General features: G+C 42.3%; 13 protein-coding genes. 8 read left to right on the forward strand and 5 right to left on the reverse strand.

Annotated elements, in window-relative coordinates:
• The first annotated feature begins 6 nt into the window (after positions 1-6).
• From thiC to HNW13_RS05925, 8 genes are all read left to right on the forward strand, one after another.
• Positions 7-2,007, forward strand: coding sequence for a phosphomethylpyrimidine synthase ThiC (gene thiC / locus HNW13_RS05890; protein WP_192115028.1), 2,001 nt, complete (start codon positions 7-9; stop codon positions 2,005-2,007).
• Between the two features lie 5 nt (positions 2,008-2,012).
• Positions 2,013-3,692, forward strand: coding sequence for a bifunctional hydroxymethylpyrimidine kinase/phosphomethylpyrimidine kinase (locus HNW13_RS05895; protein WP_192115027.1), 1,680 nt, complete (start codon positions 2,013-2,015; stop codon positions 3,690-3,692).
• Positions 3,689-4,501, forward strand: a complete 813-nt coding sequence (locus tag HNW13_RS05900; RefSeq protein ID WP_192115026.1) for a HesA/MoeB/ThiF family protein — start codon at positions 3,689-3,691, stop codon at positions 4,499-4,501. Before HNW13_RS05895 ends, HNW13_RS05900 begins: the two co-directional genes overlap by 4 nt.
• On the forward strand, positions 4,488-4,715 hold the full coding sequence (gene thiS, locus HNW13_RS05905; RefSeq protein WP_192115025.1) for a sulfur carrier protein ThiS: 228 nt from the start codon (positions 4,488-4,490) through the stop codon (positions 4,713-4,715). Before HNW13_RS05900 ends, thiS begins: the two co-directional genes overlap by 14 nt.
• 2 nt (positions 4,716-4,717) lie before the next feature.
• Positions 4,718-5,527, forward strand: a complete 810-nt coding sequence (locus HNW13_RS05910) for a thiazole synthase (RefSeq protein ID WP_192115170.1) — start codon at positions 4,718-4,720, stop codon at positions 5,525-5,527.
• A gap of 1 nt (position 5,528) precedes the next feature.
• Positions 5,529-6,644, forward strand: a complete 1,116-nt coding sequence (gene thiH / locus HNW13_RS05915) for a 2-iminoacetate synthase ThiH (protein WP_192115024.1) — start codon at positions 5,529-5,531, stop codon at positions 6,642-6,644.
• A 75-nt stretch (positions 6,645-6,719) separates the two neighbouring features.
• A complete protein-coding gene (locus HNW13_RS05920) occupies positions 6,720-7,007 on the forward strand; it encodes a chemotaxis protein (protein WP_182743759.1) in 288 nt (95 codons plus the stop codon).
• A 2-nt stretch (positions 7,008-7,009) separates the two neighbouring features.
• The gene (locus HNW13_RS05925) at positions 7,010-8,341 is read left to right on the forward strand and encodes a putative metalloprotease CJM1_0395 family protein (RefSeq protein WP_192115023.1); all 1,332 of its coding nucleotides are present in this window, start codon (positions 7,010-7,012) and stop codon (positions 8,339-8,341) included.
• A gap of 357 nt (positions 8,342-8,698) precedes the next feature.
• Here the strand turns inward: HNW13_RS05925 and HNW13_RS05930 are convergent, their stop codons facing one another.
• The 5 genes from HNW13_RS05930 to HNW13_RS05950 all read right to left on the reverse strand — a co-directional run bounded on the left by HNW13_RS05930 (position 8,699) and on the right by HNW13_RS05950 (position 15,043).
• Positions 8,699-9,598, reverse strand: coding sequence for a LysR family transcriptional regulator (locus tag HNW13_RS05930; RefSeq protein WP_182743757.1), 900 nt, complete (start codon positions 9,596-9,598; stop codon positions 8,699-8,701).
• A 107-nt stretch (positions 9,599-9,705) separates the two neighbouring features.
• Entirely contained in the window at positions 9,706-10,836 is a 1,131-nt protein-coding gene (locus tag HNW13_RS05935) for a DUF3541 domain-containing protein (RefSeq protein ID WP_101087016.1), read from the reverse strand.
• Positions 10,814-12,616, reverse strand: a complete 1,803-nt coding sequence (locus HNW13_RS05940; protein ID WP_192115022.1) for a hypothetical protein — start codon at positions 12,614-12,616, stop codon at positions 10,814-10,816. The genes HNW13_RS05935 and HNW13_RS05940 overlap by 23 nt, the downstream gene beginning before the upstream one ends.
• The gene (locus tag HNW13_RS05945) at positions 12,579-13,535 is read right to left on the reverse strand and encodes an alpha-L-glutamate ligase-like protein (protein WP_101087018.1); all 957 of its coding nucleotides are present in this window, start codon (positions 13,533-13,535) and stop codon (positions 12,579-12,581) included. The genes HNW13_RS05940 and HNW13_RS05945 overlap by 38 nt, the downstream gene beginning before the upstream one ends.
• On the reverse strand, positions 13,535-15,043 hold the full coding sequence (locus HNW13_RS05950; protein ID WP_101087019.1) for an inactive transglutaminase family protein: 1,509 nt from the start codon (positions 15,041-15,043) through the stop codon (positions 13,535-13,537). Before HNW13_RS05950 ends, HNW13_RS05945 begins: the two co-directional genes overlap by 1 nt.

Here is a 15,043-nt window from a genome sequence, read left to right on the forward strand (position 1 = left end):
TTGCTAATGTCAAATCCAAACCGTCGTCAAACTCGAGCTAACGCTCAACAATTTATTGATACTCTTAAACCGTTACAACATCCTAATTCAGAAAAAGTCTATTTAACCGGTAGTCGTGCTGATATCAACGTCGCTATGCGCCAAGTGAATCAAACTGATACCGTCATTGGTGGTACTGACGCTGAACCCATTAAACAAGCCAATCCGCCGATAATGGTTTATGACTGTGCGGGTGCTTATTCTGATCCCCTTGCTGATATCAACGTGCGTGAAGGTTTACCTAAAATCCGTCAAGCATGGATTGATGAGCGACAAGATACTGAGCAATTAACGGGTGCAAGTTCGGGCTTTACCCAACAGCGGCTGGCCGATGATGGACTCGATCATTTACGCTTTGACGCCCTTGTCGCGCCTAAACGTGCCAAGTCTGGCAAATGCGTGACCCAAATGTATTATGCTCGTCAAGGTATTATTACCCCCGAAATGGAATACATTGCCATTCGTGAAAACATGGCTCGCGCTGAAGTAACCGATAGCGTATTGACTCAAAAAGCGCCAGGTGAGGCTTTTGGTGCGCATATTGGGCAACTTATCACTCCTGAGTTTGTCCGTGATGAAGTCGCTCGAGGTCGAGCGATTATTCCGCTTAATATTAACCATCCTGAAACTGAACCTATGATTATTGGGCGTAATTTTTTAGTGAAGGTGAATGCCAATATTGGTAATTCTGCGGTGACATCTTCGATTGAAGAAGAAGTTGAAAAACTCGTGTGGTCAACCCGTTGGGGCGCCGATACGGTTATGGATTTGTCGACTGGACGTTATATTCATGAAACGCGTGAGTGGCTTATCCGCAATTCGCCTGTGCCGATTGGTACTGTGCCGATTTATCAAGCATTAGAAAAAGTAAATGGCGTTGCCGAAGACCTCAGTTGGGCTGTATTTAGAGATACATTGATTGAACAAGCCGAGCAGGGCGTAGACTATTTTACGATTCATGCAGGGGTGTTATTGCGTTATGTACCCATGACCGCCAAACGCCTTACCGGTATTGTGTCGCGTGGCGGTTCAATTATGGCTAAGTGGTGTTTAAGTCACCATCAAGAAAGTTTCTTATATGAACACTTTCGCGATATTTGCCAAATTTGTGCCCAATACGATGTGTCATTGTCGTTAGGGGATGGTATGCGCCCCGGTTCAATTGCCGATGCCAATGATGAAGCGCAATTTGCGGAATTAGAAACCTTAGGTGAATTGGTCAAAATTGCATGGGAATACGATGTGCAGACCATCATCGAAGGCCCTGGCCATGTGCCAATGCAATTGATTAAAGTCAATATGGAAAAGCAATTGGCCCTTTGTGATGAAGCACCATTTTATACCTTAGGCCCACAAACGACTGATATTGCTCCGGGTTATGATCACTTCACCTCCGGTATTGGCGCTGCCATGATGGCTTGGTACGGCGTGGCGATGTTGTGTTACGTCACCCCTAAAGAACATTTAGGTTTGCCTAACAAAGAAGATGTAAAACAAGGCTTAATTGCCTACAAGATTGCTGCCCATGCTGCTGATGTCGCTAAAGGCCATCCAGGTGCACAAGTACGTGATAATGCCTTATCAAAAGCCCGCTTTGAATTCCGTTGGGAAGATCAATATAACCTAGGTCTTGATCCTGATACCGCTCGTGCTTATCACGACGAATCGTTACCACAAGAATCAGCCAAAGTGGCTCATTTTTGTTCAATGTGTGGGCCTAAATTTTGTTCGATGAAAATAACCCACGAAGTACGTGAATATGCCGCGAATCTTGAACAAGCTGAAGCACTTAAGATTGAAGTATCTTCCGCTAGTGCATATCAAAACCAACATTCGACTCAAGCTCTTAATCCATTTGAGGCGATGGCACAAAAGGCGGCAGAGTTCAAAGCATCGGGATCGGCGTTGTATCACGACGTTAAACCAGTGGCTCCGGTTGATACCGACCTAACGATTGAGGTTGAATAATCGCCATGAATTCATCGACATTAGTCAGTGAATCCATAACTCAAACCCCACCTATAGTCTGGACCATAGCCGGTTCTGACAGTGGTGGTGGTGCGGGGATTCAAGCTGATTTACTTACCATGCAAGACTTGTCGTGTCACGGGTGTAGCGTAATCACCACATTAACTGCGCAAAACTCAGTCAGTGTAAGCCTTGTTGAAACCGTTTCTGAATCCATGTTGTTGGCTCAGTTCACCAGTTTACTTGCCGATTTGCCGCCAGTTACCATTAAAATTGGCCTGTTGGCATCCCAAGCACAGGTAGACATTTTGGCTGACTGTTTAGCTCAAATGCGCGCTACTCAGATGATGGTACCTTTTGTGGTATTTGACCCTGTTATGGTCGCCAGTAGTGGGGCGAATTTTAATCCTATCGATCTCGATTTTAGCCCCCTCATTGGCTTAATTGATCTACTTACACCGAATCAGCACGAATTGCAGCGTTTGAGTTCACGTTCTGCATTCGCGCAAGATTGTGATGGTGTAGCTAATCATTGTACTCAGCAACAGCAAATGATCCGCGATGCCAAATTGTTATCCGATACATTTAAATGCAATGTGCTCGCTAAAGGCGGTGATGCTCAGTGGCAGCAACAATATGCAATAGATGTATATGTGAGTAAAAACGTTAAAGGTGCCAGTATTACACACAGTAATTCGGTGTTTATGCTAAGTAGCCAGCGGATAGCAACCACCAATAATCATGGCAGTGGTTGCACATTATCATCTGCCATAGCGTGTTTTATTGCCCATGAGTTCGTTATTCATGATGCTATTGTGCTGGCAAAAGCCTACGTCAATAAGGGACTTACTTTAGGCGTAAGCCTTGGTCAAGGGCCTGGTGTTTTAGCCCGTACTGGTTGGCCTGATGATTTAGGGATGATGCCATCAATCAAGTTGGTATCTTCTGAGCATCTCGCTGATGATTCGTGCAAGCAAGCTGCACCGAATGGTTTTAAATCACTGCATCAACCCTTGGGGATTTATCCTGTTGTAGCTGATATCGATATGCTTAAAAAATTGTTAAAAGCGGGCTGTAAGACGGTTCAATATCGTGCCAAGTTAGCTATTAATATCGATACTGATGACAGCCATGTATTACAAGGATTAACACTCGAAGCCAATATCATAGAGGCCATCAAACTCGGTCGCGAATATCATGCTCAGTTGTTTATTAATGATCATTGGCCACTGGCGATTAAACTCGGTGCGTTTGGGGTTCATTTAGGCCAAGAAGATATGGCAACTGCAGATTTAACCGCGATAGCGGCAACAGGAATGGCGTTAGGGTTATCGAGTCACAGTTATTTTGAAGCCTTATTAGCCCACCAATGTTCGCCTTCATATATTGCTCTTGGGCATATTTTTGCTACCACGACCAAGCAAATGCCTTCCGCGCCTCAAGGGCTCAGTAAACTTAAACGTTATGCCAGTTTATTTGCGCGCCATTATCCTACCGTTGCTATTGGCGGGATCGATCTCAGTAATTTGGCGTTGATTGCGGATACAGGCGTTGGTGATGCTGCTGTTGTTAGAGCAGTGGCAACGGCTGACGATCCGGCGAAGGCTTATCGAACGTTGCATCATAAATGGTTGCAGCTTACCCGACCTTTACCTAAAGCTAATTTATCTCAGGAGGGCGTATGAGTACTTTATCTGATCGAGATTATATTCAGTATTCGCGCACCATGTTACTGAGCGATATAGGAGAAGCAGGGCAGCTTGCCATTATGAATAGCGCTGTAGTGATCATCGGTGTTGGAGGCTTAGGGCATTTAGTGGCGCATTATCTAGCTGCCGCGGGTGTTCAAAAAATACTGTTAATTGATCATGATGTAGTTGAATTATCCAATCTACCAAGACAACTCTTGTTCAGGGCCGCTGATATTGGCCAAGCCAAAGTCAGCATTGCAAAAAATGTGCTTAGTAGCGCTTACCCTGAAATCACCATCGATGTGCTAGCACAACGAGTTACATCAGCACATTTTAATCAGCTTGTTAAACGATTTACCGTAAAACCTGTGGTGTTTGATTGCACTGATAATGTGAGTGCGAGGCAACTGATAAACCAAATGTGTGTACAGCATCAGTTAACCTTGGTTAGTGGTGCTATCAGTGCATATCAGGGGCAATTATTTTGTATCGATTTTTCCCACACACATTCGCATTCATACAGCGGTTGCTATTGTTGTTTATATCCACTTGATACCCCCATTATGCAAAATTGTACTCAAACTGGAGTGCTAGGGCCTGCTGTGGGTATTATCGCCAGTATGCAAGCGCTGGTGGGCCTTCAGCACATCTGCAATACCTTTACCCAATACGGTGTTCTACATCGATTTAATGGTAAGGATTTACGCTGGCAGCATGCCCAAATGAGTCAAGACCCACAATGTGAAGTATGTCATCAATATCCATTAACTGATCATCAGGAGCGGTCTAATGTCACAAACTGATCCCCTCGAGCTAATAACCCTGCACCTTAATGGTGTCGAGCAACATGTTCGGGCCAATTTGAATTTGGCTGAACTACTTCTACTCAGCGATTTACCCACTCAAGGAGTGGCTATCGTGGTCAACGATACTGTTGTGCCTCGAAGTCGTTGGATGCATATAGTGTGTCAAGCCGATGACAATATCACTGTCTTTTCTGCCGTTGCTGGAGGTTAATGATGTTAACGATAGCCGATCATCAATTTTCGTCTCGGTTACTCACCGGAACAGGAAAATTTTCAGATCACAATACAATGTTACAAGCGATAGCAAGTTCTGGGTCGCAGTTAGTCACCTTAGCGATGAAGCGGATTGATTTGACTCGCGGCCATGACAATTTACTCGGTCCTTTGCAAAGTATGGGGGTTAAATTATTACCCAATACCGCTGGTGCGCGTAATGCCAAAGAAGCCATTTTTGCTGCTGAACTCGCTTATGAAATGTTGGGCACTAAATGGATTAAACTTGAAATTCATCCCGATCCCAAATACCTCATGCCCGATCCAATTGAAACATTGATTGCGGCTCAATACTTATGCGAACAAGGCTATATTGTTATGCCTTATGTGCATGCCGATCCAGTATTGTGTCGGCGCTTAGAAGAAATCGGTTGCGCTGCGGTTATGCCACTCGGCAGCCCAATAGGCAGCAATCAAGGCTTAGCGACGGAAACATTCTTAAGCATTATTATTGAACAGGCCAATATTCCGGTAATAGTAGATGCCGGCATTGGCGCACCTTCACAAGCTTGTAGAGCTATGGAAATGGGCGCAGCAGCAGTATTGGTAAATACCGCGATTGCAAGTAGTGCCAATCCCCAACAAATGGCTAAATGTTTTGCTGATGCAGTTGCAACAGGAAGACAAGCATATCTTGCTGGATTAGGGGCAGTGAACAACCATGCTAACGCGACCAGTCCTTTGACCGGATTCTTGTCAGAACCATCAATCAATTCGCTTGCAAAGTCAGTGAATGGTAAGGGGGGCTAACATGACGTATTCAAGCGTATTTTCGCAATTAGCCCCCGATGCGTTATCGATGAAGCTGTATTCGACTACCGCCAAAGACGTTGAGCGGGCTTTGAAAAATCCAAGCGGTAATCTTGATAGCTTGTTGGCATTATTATCTCCAGCCGCAATGGCATATATTGAACCGATGGCGCAGCAAGCCGCTCAGCTGACTCGGCAGCGATTTGGTGCCAATATCGGCCTTTTCTTACCCTTATATTTATCAAACTTATGCGCCAACGAGTGCGATTATTGTGGCTTTAGTATGAGTAACAAGGTCAAGCGTAAAACCCTTAATAGTGATGAACTAGCAGCCGAAATGGCGATTATTAAACAACGAGGCTTTGATTCGATATTATTAGTGTCTGGTGAGCATGAAACTAAAGTTGGAATGGGCTATTTTGAGTCGGTGTTACCACTCGTTAACACGGCTTTTAATTATGTAGCAATGGAAGTTCAACCATTAGAAACTGAACAGTATCAGCGTCTTGGCAAATTAGGTGTTGATGCCGTTATGGTATATCAAGAAACCTATCGTCCACATACTTACGCTCAACATCATACACGCGGTAAAAAACAAGATTTTATCTATCGTTTAGATACCCCAGACAGAGTTGCTCAAGCGGGAATTGATAAAATTGGCCTAGGTGTATTACTTGGGTTAGATGATTGGCGACTCGATGCATTGTTAATGGGGCATCATCTTGATTATTTGGAAAAAGCCTATTGGCGCAGTCGCTACAGTATTTCATTACCTCGTTTACGTCCGTGTACTGGCGGTATTACACCAAAAGTTGAATTAACCGATGCAGGATTAGTACAAATGATCTGTGCGTTTAGGTTGTTTAACCCCCAGCTTGAAATCAGTTTATCAACGCGTGAGCTGCCGTCGCTGAGGGATAATTTACTGCCATTAGGGATTACCCACATGAGTGCAGGAAGCTCAACTCAACCTGGTGGTTACATGGCACCTGACAGTCAACTTGATCAATTTGAAATCAGTGATAACCGCTCTGTTGAACAGGTTATTTCACAAATTAAATTACGAGGGATGAATCCAGTATGGAAAGATTGGGAGATGGGTTGGGTTAACGGCTAACTTTTGTTTGAAAACTGTACATATTAGTCGGTTTAGGCCATAATAAATCGACTTTTTTAAATCAGGAGCAGTATTATGCAAGTTCAATCAGCCTATGCGTCAGGTATGCAGGGATTGCAAAGTGCTCAACAAGGTTTAGCGCAAGCAACAACATCTGTTGCGATGCCAGATCAACAAAAACCGGCTGTGTCTAATTCACCAAGCCAAGATACTGTGACCTTAAGTTCTCGTGCTGTTGGGCAAACTGACACCACATCAGCTTTAGTGTCTGCGACTGAATCATCCAACCAAGCTCAAGCATCTGCTAAAGTGATTGAAGTAGCTTCTGAGACTGTTGGTAGTTTGATTGATATTGAAGTGTAATCATGAATGCGGCGATGGTTTCTGCAAACACTGGGGCAGTTAATAATACTGCCCAACTTAACCACCGCAATTCATTGTCCACGCCGCAAGCTCAACCACATACACAAGCAATCAATAGTGCTCAAACAACAAATAGCATTCAAGTCAGTAACCCTCGATCTGCCCCTACTATTTCTATAGACATTCAATCTGGAAATATTCAGTCAGGTTCAGTTAAAAACAGCTCGCTCAAATCCAGTTCATTTCAAACTACTGTCACATCAACAGCGGCGTTTAAGGTACCGATAGACCTTAAACCCACTATAAGCACAGATACTCAGCATAACTCTACATCTAGCTTAACTGCGAGCAATGAAACCAAGTCTCAAAAAATCATTGCTGCTGATACATTCAATAGTTACAGCTTAAAAAGTGGTCCACTTAATCTTACTGGAGTATTAAATCGTTCACCTACTCCAATCCAGGCAACTGATACCGTTGCTGGGACATTTGTGAGTACCGATACACCAGCCGCAACGAGTCATGGTGAAGCCGTTAATGCTCAACAGCCAGCAGTTAATATCTTTAATCAACCCTCGGATGCTTCAGCGACAGAAACAAATACTTCAGCTGTAGCGACAAATAGTACGGACCAAAATTCATCAGTGGATGATCCGTCAGTCAATGCAGAATCTCAAACATCAAACCGTCAAGCTGAAACAGCAACTCAACAAGTTGAGCAACAGGAAAAAGACAAACAACAACAAATTGAACAAGCTGAAATTAAACAAATTGATCAACTGGCACAACGAGATACCGAAGTTAAAACCCACGAACAAGCCCACGCAGCAGTGGGAGGCAGTTTGGCACAAAGCCCGAGTTATCAATATGAAAAAGGCCCCGATGGACGTCGCTATGCGGTGGATGGTGAGGTCAATATCGATGTGTCTACTGTTGATGGTGATGCGCAAGCAACGTTAAGTAAAATGCAGAAAGTGTATGCCGCTGCGATGGCGCCAGTACAGCCGTCAATGGCTGATATTCGTGTGGCGGCGCAAGCATTACAAAACATGAATGAAGCAAAGAAAGAGTTAATAACAAGTAATTCAGATGCTTTGTCATCAACAACAACGAATACTTCCATATCGCAAAACAGTCAAACTTTAACCAATGATCCTCTTAATGCTGATGATTCAAACATGAGTTTATTGTCTCCAAATCGTTCATTATCAGCAGAACAGCGTCATTCTACTATGGCAAACGACACTGCAGCAGTTGACGATTCAACTAGTCAGTCTCTACCTTTCCCAGAACGTTATTCACAACAGCATCAATCCATCGAAATCTACGTGTAGTTTTTTTCGATGTCTCTGCAGTATGCATTCAACACCAACTAAATTCGATAATTTAGCGATGGTAAATTATCTGAACTCGATATTAACGACTTAATCAGAACTTGGCTGAACGCATCCTAGTATCGCAAGCCAAATCATAATGCCCTATGTATATTTTGCCAAATGAGCTAATTTATATGGATGCTAAGATGTTTAATTGAAAGTGCAGGGAACAATGATTTTTCAGCGATTTGTGCAAGATAAGGATTCACGAGCATGACAAAAATCATGTGTTATGTAGAAGCTGACTTGAATAAGTCGCCATATTGATTAAATATCTACAACACCAAATCTAAGTAAACTTTTGTATACTGATAATCAGCCATTAAAAGGTAAGTTATGCTGTTTTAAAATTAAGCTTTCTAATAACTTACAAGCAGGGCCTTGCTGATCGCGATTAGGGACAACCAGATTCAATATTGCTTTTCGATTATTACCTCCACGCAAATGAAGACGGATGAGTTGTTTATTTTGCAATTCTTGCTGCACAACAAAGTTCGGGATCCAACAAAAGCCAATGTTACGCGCTAAAATCGATTTTGCCTCATGAAAGTTTGATACAGTCCAACGTTGTTCCGCTTTAAGCCAACCAATATCATTGGTTGCATTTATTCCCGTATCTTTAATCACAATTTGTAAATGCTGGGCTAACTGCTTGTCATCATCAATGCGTTCTAATTGCGCAAGCGGATGGTCTGGATGACACACAAGTTCAAAATTTAATTCACATAATGGCTCTGCAATATGGCCTTTGGGTGGTGTAGCGCAAATAGCAATGTCGACTTCATTATTAAGCACAAGTTCATGAGTGCCAGTGATCACCGAGTCGATAATCGTTACCCTTGTACCACGACTTTGAGGTAAAAATTCGCTTAGAGCTGCCACTAGAGTGCCCATCGGATAAATGATTTCTCTGGCAATGGTAAGGTTAGGTTCCCAACCTTGTCCTAAATTTGAGGCTAATTGTTCTAGCTCTTCAACAGATTGAGTTAAATGACGAGAACGACGTAATAACACTTCTCCTTGCTCGGTTAAATAGGCTTTGCGGCCTTTTACTTCGAGTAAGTTAATCCCCAGTTGATGCTGCAACTTGGCCACCGCATGGTTTAGTGATGATTGGCTCTTGTTGAGCTTTTCTGCAGCCTGAGCATAGCCTCCAAAATCAACGACAGCTTGGACAATTCGCCATTGTTCTAAGGTTGATTTAGCTCGGCTCATTAAGTGTTCTCTTTATTGTTGAGTAAAAATGACGGAAAATCATAGCATTGTTTGAAATAAAAAAGGCAAATGCACTGCATTTGCCTCAAACGTATCACTGCTAATATTTAGTGTGATTTAGCATCGTTCATAGACGCTTTAGGCTTAACAAGTTTTGGTAAGTATTTCTTGGTACTAGAAATATTATTTAAATATGGTCCTTTATGTAACGTTTCAGGCCAATCTAATAACATCATTGCTAATACGTTTCTGTGTTCACCAGAAGATAATTCAACTTTGCCATGTGGTGACGGGATCATCATCGTTTTAGGATCGTAAGCCGCAATCACATGCTTTTTCACTTTCTCTACAACTGGGTTATCGCCGTTACCAGTAATTAAAAAACTAATACCCACTTCAGTAATAATATCTTCAGTAGTATCGGTTAAAATGCGATCAATATTGTTTTCAAAGTAATCTAAAATCCACTGATACTCTTTTGGATCGACTGGATGTTGATAATACTCGCTAGCTGAAAAAATAAAGTGAGTCATACCATAAACTTTGTTTTTATATTGGCCTTTTTTGAGCTTATCATCATTACTATCTGGATAGGTTTTAATGAAGGCTTGTTTGTAAGCTTGGTAATAGTCGCCAACACCGATTTGCTTGGCCCAATATACATAGTTGATTAACTGCGCGGCCCAAGCTTTGATCATTTTTGGATCAGTGAAAGCGGGTTCTAAATTAGCACTTTTCAGGGTTTTTATCATTAAATCATGACAAGGTCCGGTAAAGCCAAACTCATCGACTCGACTGGCATAGCGCAATAGCACATCGGTATATAACATAAAGTTAGGGTAGGGAGCGATGGCTTCCTTACGGGCGGTAGCCCGTGGGCCAGAGCCTAATTTATCCGCTTCAATTTTTGATTCACTTTTAATAAAACCGGGTTTATCCAGATTACAAGAATAGTATGCTTGGCGCTCTGCAATGGTGAGCAAATCGATTAATGAACCGTTAGCGTATTTTGCTTCCCCAGTCATACGGAATTGACGTATAGCATAATGGCCTTGTACACGAGGCGGTAATGAATAAAGATTGGTTTCTAAATTGGTTTTAATGCCTTGATAAACTTGGTCAGCCGTTAACTTATGTGGTGTTTTTTCAACGGACTCTTTTGCGAACGCCACACTACTAAACAACGTAGCTGATAATAGTAAGTACGAGAGTGTTTTACTCTTGCGTAGTTCCAGCATGTTTAAATCTCCTGATAAGTGAATGTGGGTCTATTGGTGGGCCAATAAGCTGCTCAAGTTGATCGTCTAACGTTAAATGTGTTTCGTTTACAACCAATAAATTAAATATCGCGCGAGTCGATATATTGGTCGGTGTGTCAGCAATGATTAATTGAGTCAATGCGGTTTGCCATAAAGGAAGATAATGATTAATTCCTTCATTAGCAATAGCTTGATAACTATATATTGCGTCCGTTGCATTTGGCCATGGTAGGCCAAAGCTTTGCTCAAAAGCCACTGATAGTGGTTGATTATGACTTAACCAAATATCCTGCTGTATACCTTTGAAATTACCTTTATATTGATAAAAAGCCAGTGAAACCTTTGTCCTAAATACCCATAATTGCTGTTGATATTGTGCTGCTAATTGGTGTCTTTTAGGCAATTGGGATAAGTTCAGCTGTTGTGTAATGTAGTGTGCTAACCACTGTGTTGCAATCGCATGGGCATCAGTGTTTTGTGCTCTATTGGTAATAAAATAAAACTGCCCACCTTGCGCCAAGGATACTATTGCTTGGCTTAATCTGTTAATTAATTTTTGTTGTTGTTTCACATGGATTAATTGCGATGGAAAACTTAGCGAATATTGGCCAAATTGATGACCGACAACAGTTTGTTTTATCAATTGACCATCTATATTTAATGGATTGTGCTGCTTATCTTGTGGGTAGGTGAAAATTTCACCCAGTAATCGCTGTTGGTGCCAAACGCGGATGAGGTGTGGCTCACTTAAGCTGCTATGTTGACTGTCAGTAAGCGATGTCGTTTTATTTATTTTAGGATCGTCTATTTTATCATCGTCTATTGTGATCAGTTCAAACTTGAGATCTAAAGCTTTAAGGCTTTCGAATATTTGCTGTAAAAATGCATCCGTAGTAATCGATTTTATAGCCGATGAATTACTTACCCGACTAAGGGCATGGGCAATATTCCATGGCGCGATACCAAGATTACTTGTTTGGCTGGCTAAGAATTGCTCTAACAACGGCGGGGTTAGCCCATGAGATGAGAGTTGTGCCTGTGCGGTATTATCATAGGCTTGAAGAATTGCGTGCTGCAGTTGCAATTGATGGATCAATGCAAGCGCTGGAGCTTGTTTGTCTTTTGCGCGAATTTGATAGGCAAGCCAAACCTGTTTTCTACAGTGTTCATTGGGTTGTGTAATTAAATATTTAGCAATACGAATATCAATATTAGTATTGCTGCTCTCTGAACTAAGTTCATTGGATATTACACAGTCTTGCTGATTAAATTGCATGCTAAAGAGTCGTTGAGACAATGCTTGATTATTGCTTGCCTGGGCGCTGTGCAGTTTTGACTTTTCGATTAGCTCCCACTGTGATTGTCTTATGGCGACTAAGCGTTGTCCTAATTGATCATAAGGCGGTCGAAGCTGTAACAACTGATCAATTAAGCGTTGGGTATTGGCTGCTGTAGCTAACGCATAAAGTTCATCGGCAAGGTGTAATTGGCACCATAATAAGCCTTGCCTATTTAGGCTGTCGTTGGCGAAAGGGCGGTAATATTGAATTCTGTCGTTGATATTATTTAACGCAATTGTGCGCTTTTCAAATTCAACAGCTTGTTGTTCAACAGACTGAAAAGAAACAAGCTTGTCTTGTCCTAAATCAGGTTGATATTGTAAGCACTGTTCGACGAACAGTGCTAAGGGATTAGCCACAGCGCTTGCTGTGGCTAAAAGATTAAAAAATAGGGTTGCTACAAAAATGCTTTTTAGCATAAGCCACGCGTTCCTCAACTGACATTGTTGAGCTTTTCATCGCTTCTACATGCTTAAGTCGAGGTAAAATCCCTCTACCATTGGCAATTTGAATGGTTAGACCAGGACGGGCATTCAATTCAAGTAACAGTGGGCCTTTGTTTTTATCTAACACCATGTCAGTACCTAAATACCCGAGCTCACACATTTCATAGGCACTTGATGCTGTGTGGAGTAAGGTTTCCCAATGAGGAACTTTGATGTTCGACAGTGGAAAGTGAGTATCAGGATGCTTATCAACGGGTAAGTCAAATTGCACAGCATGCAAACTGTGTCCGGTAGCGATATCTAAGCCAACACCTACAGCGCCTTGGTGTAAGTTAGCTTTACCATCTGATGCAGCAGTTGATAAACGTAACATTCCCATCACAGGAAAGCCTTTAAACACAATTAAGCGGATGTCTGGGACACCCTCATAACTTAAGCCTTCAAAGACTGGGTCAAATTCAATTAACCCTTCAACAATTGCGACATCAGGCTTACCGCCGAGAGAGAATAAACCACTTAAAATGTTAGATACATGGCGATAAATTTCGCTATGAGTCACTTCGTGGCCATTGGGCTTGTAATAACAGCCATTACTCACTCTGGTGATCACCATAATGCCTTTACCGCCAGAACCTTTTGCTGGCTTTATCACAAAACCGCTACGGTCGAGGACCATAGCTGGGATTTCTTGGATTTTATGTTGTTCATGAACAACCCCAATTAAATCGGGAACGGCTATGCCATTAGCAAGCGCAAGTTGCTTAGTAATTAGTTTGTCATCAACGCGTTTATAAAACTTACGCTGATTATAACGACCAATATAGCTAATATTGCGCCTGTTCATGTTGAGTACACCGCTACGGCTCAATTCCCAGGGCCAGGCGTACTTCATTATTGCTCTCCAACTAATGGTTTAAAGCGTTTCAATTCAGTTAAACGGTAACCTGTGTACTGTCCCATCACTAATACCAACGCTAAAATCACTAAGTGAATGCCTAAGAAGTTGAATACCCAATGCTGAACTAATTGGTTGTCCATGGCTAAGTACGCCAATGTGGCCACAAATAAGCTACCGCCACCTGATACAAAGACTTTCTTAGGGCCTTCTTCTTCCCACAGAATAGACATGCGCTCAATGGTCCACGCAAGAATGATCATCGGGAAGAAGGTAATCGTTAAGCCTTCACTTAAGCCTAATTTGAATGAAATTAAGGTAAATAAGCCGATAATAAAAATAACCACAATAATTACCGCCGATATTCGGGATATGAGCAGTAAGTTAAGCGTCGACAGATAGGAACGGATCATTAAACCAAAGGCAACAATAAGCAAAAAGCCAATTAAGCCGGTTAGTAGGGTCGTTTGAATAAACGCCAGAGCGATCAATACCGGCATAAAAGTACCAGATGTTTTGATGCCGACAATGACGCGTAAGAACACCACGACTAATACCCCAATTGGGATTAACAGAATGCCCTTAAATGTGCTTTGTTCTTCAAGCGGTAACTGATACAAAGAGAAATCCATTGCATCGTCATTCATCATCATGTCGATAGAGGTGGCTAATGCTGAACGAGTATCTTGCAGCATTGAGAAGTTAACTAATGAGCTAGTTCCTCCCATAACATCAAGTACTGAGTGGCCAGTGTATTCCCATAATACTAAAGTATTGTCACGGCCTTTTTTGTTGTTTGGAACGTCAAAAAGTTCCCATTGACCGTTATTGTAAACTTGAACGTATGATGTGAGCTGCTGACGACGTCGTTGATCTTCAAGTTGCAAACCGTTAACAATACGTGCAGGTACCCCTTTTGAGTGCAACATGTGCACAAACAAATTGGTTGAGGTGTTAGCCGATAATAACAACGCCATATTTTGGCTCTGATCGTTATCGTTAATCAAATTCATTAACTGCTGAGCAAACGACAGGTTAGTAGCACTGCGAGCCCAGACTTCTTCAATGACTTGCTCTGCTGCTGATTTCTCTGTTGCAGGCCATGAATATAATTCTGGCGTGGCAGGTTCTTCGACGGCTTCAATATTAAGCTTGCCTGTGGGTACCAAAGTGACTCGGTAATATAATGCTTGTGAGCCAGAAGCCTCACGAATAGACCACACGGCGCGACGGTTATTAGTATCTTCTGAAATATTTAAGCCATAACCTGGTGATGATGCATTTTCAACTAAGATGTCAAATGCAGGATCGTTAGGTAATGAGAAATTGACCTCAGCAGGTTGATTCTTTCCATTAAAACTGATTTTGGCATCAACGGCCCAACTTTGTACCTGGTCCCCAGGTAAAAAAGGCACATTGTGTTCGATACCACGATATATGCTGGTGCTGATCCCGATGATAAATAGCAACGCAACGAATATGTAAAACGGTTTACGAGAATGCAT

This window comes from Shewanella sp. BF02_Schw (genome assembly GCF_014596695.2).
Taxonomy (GTDB): domain Bacteria; phylum Pseudomonadota; class Gammaproteobacteria; order Enterobacterales; family Shewanellaceae; genus Shewanella.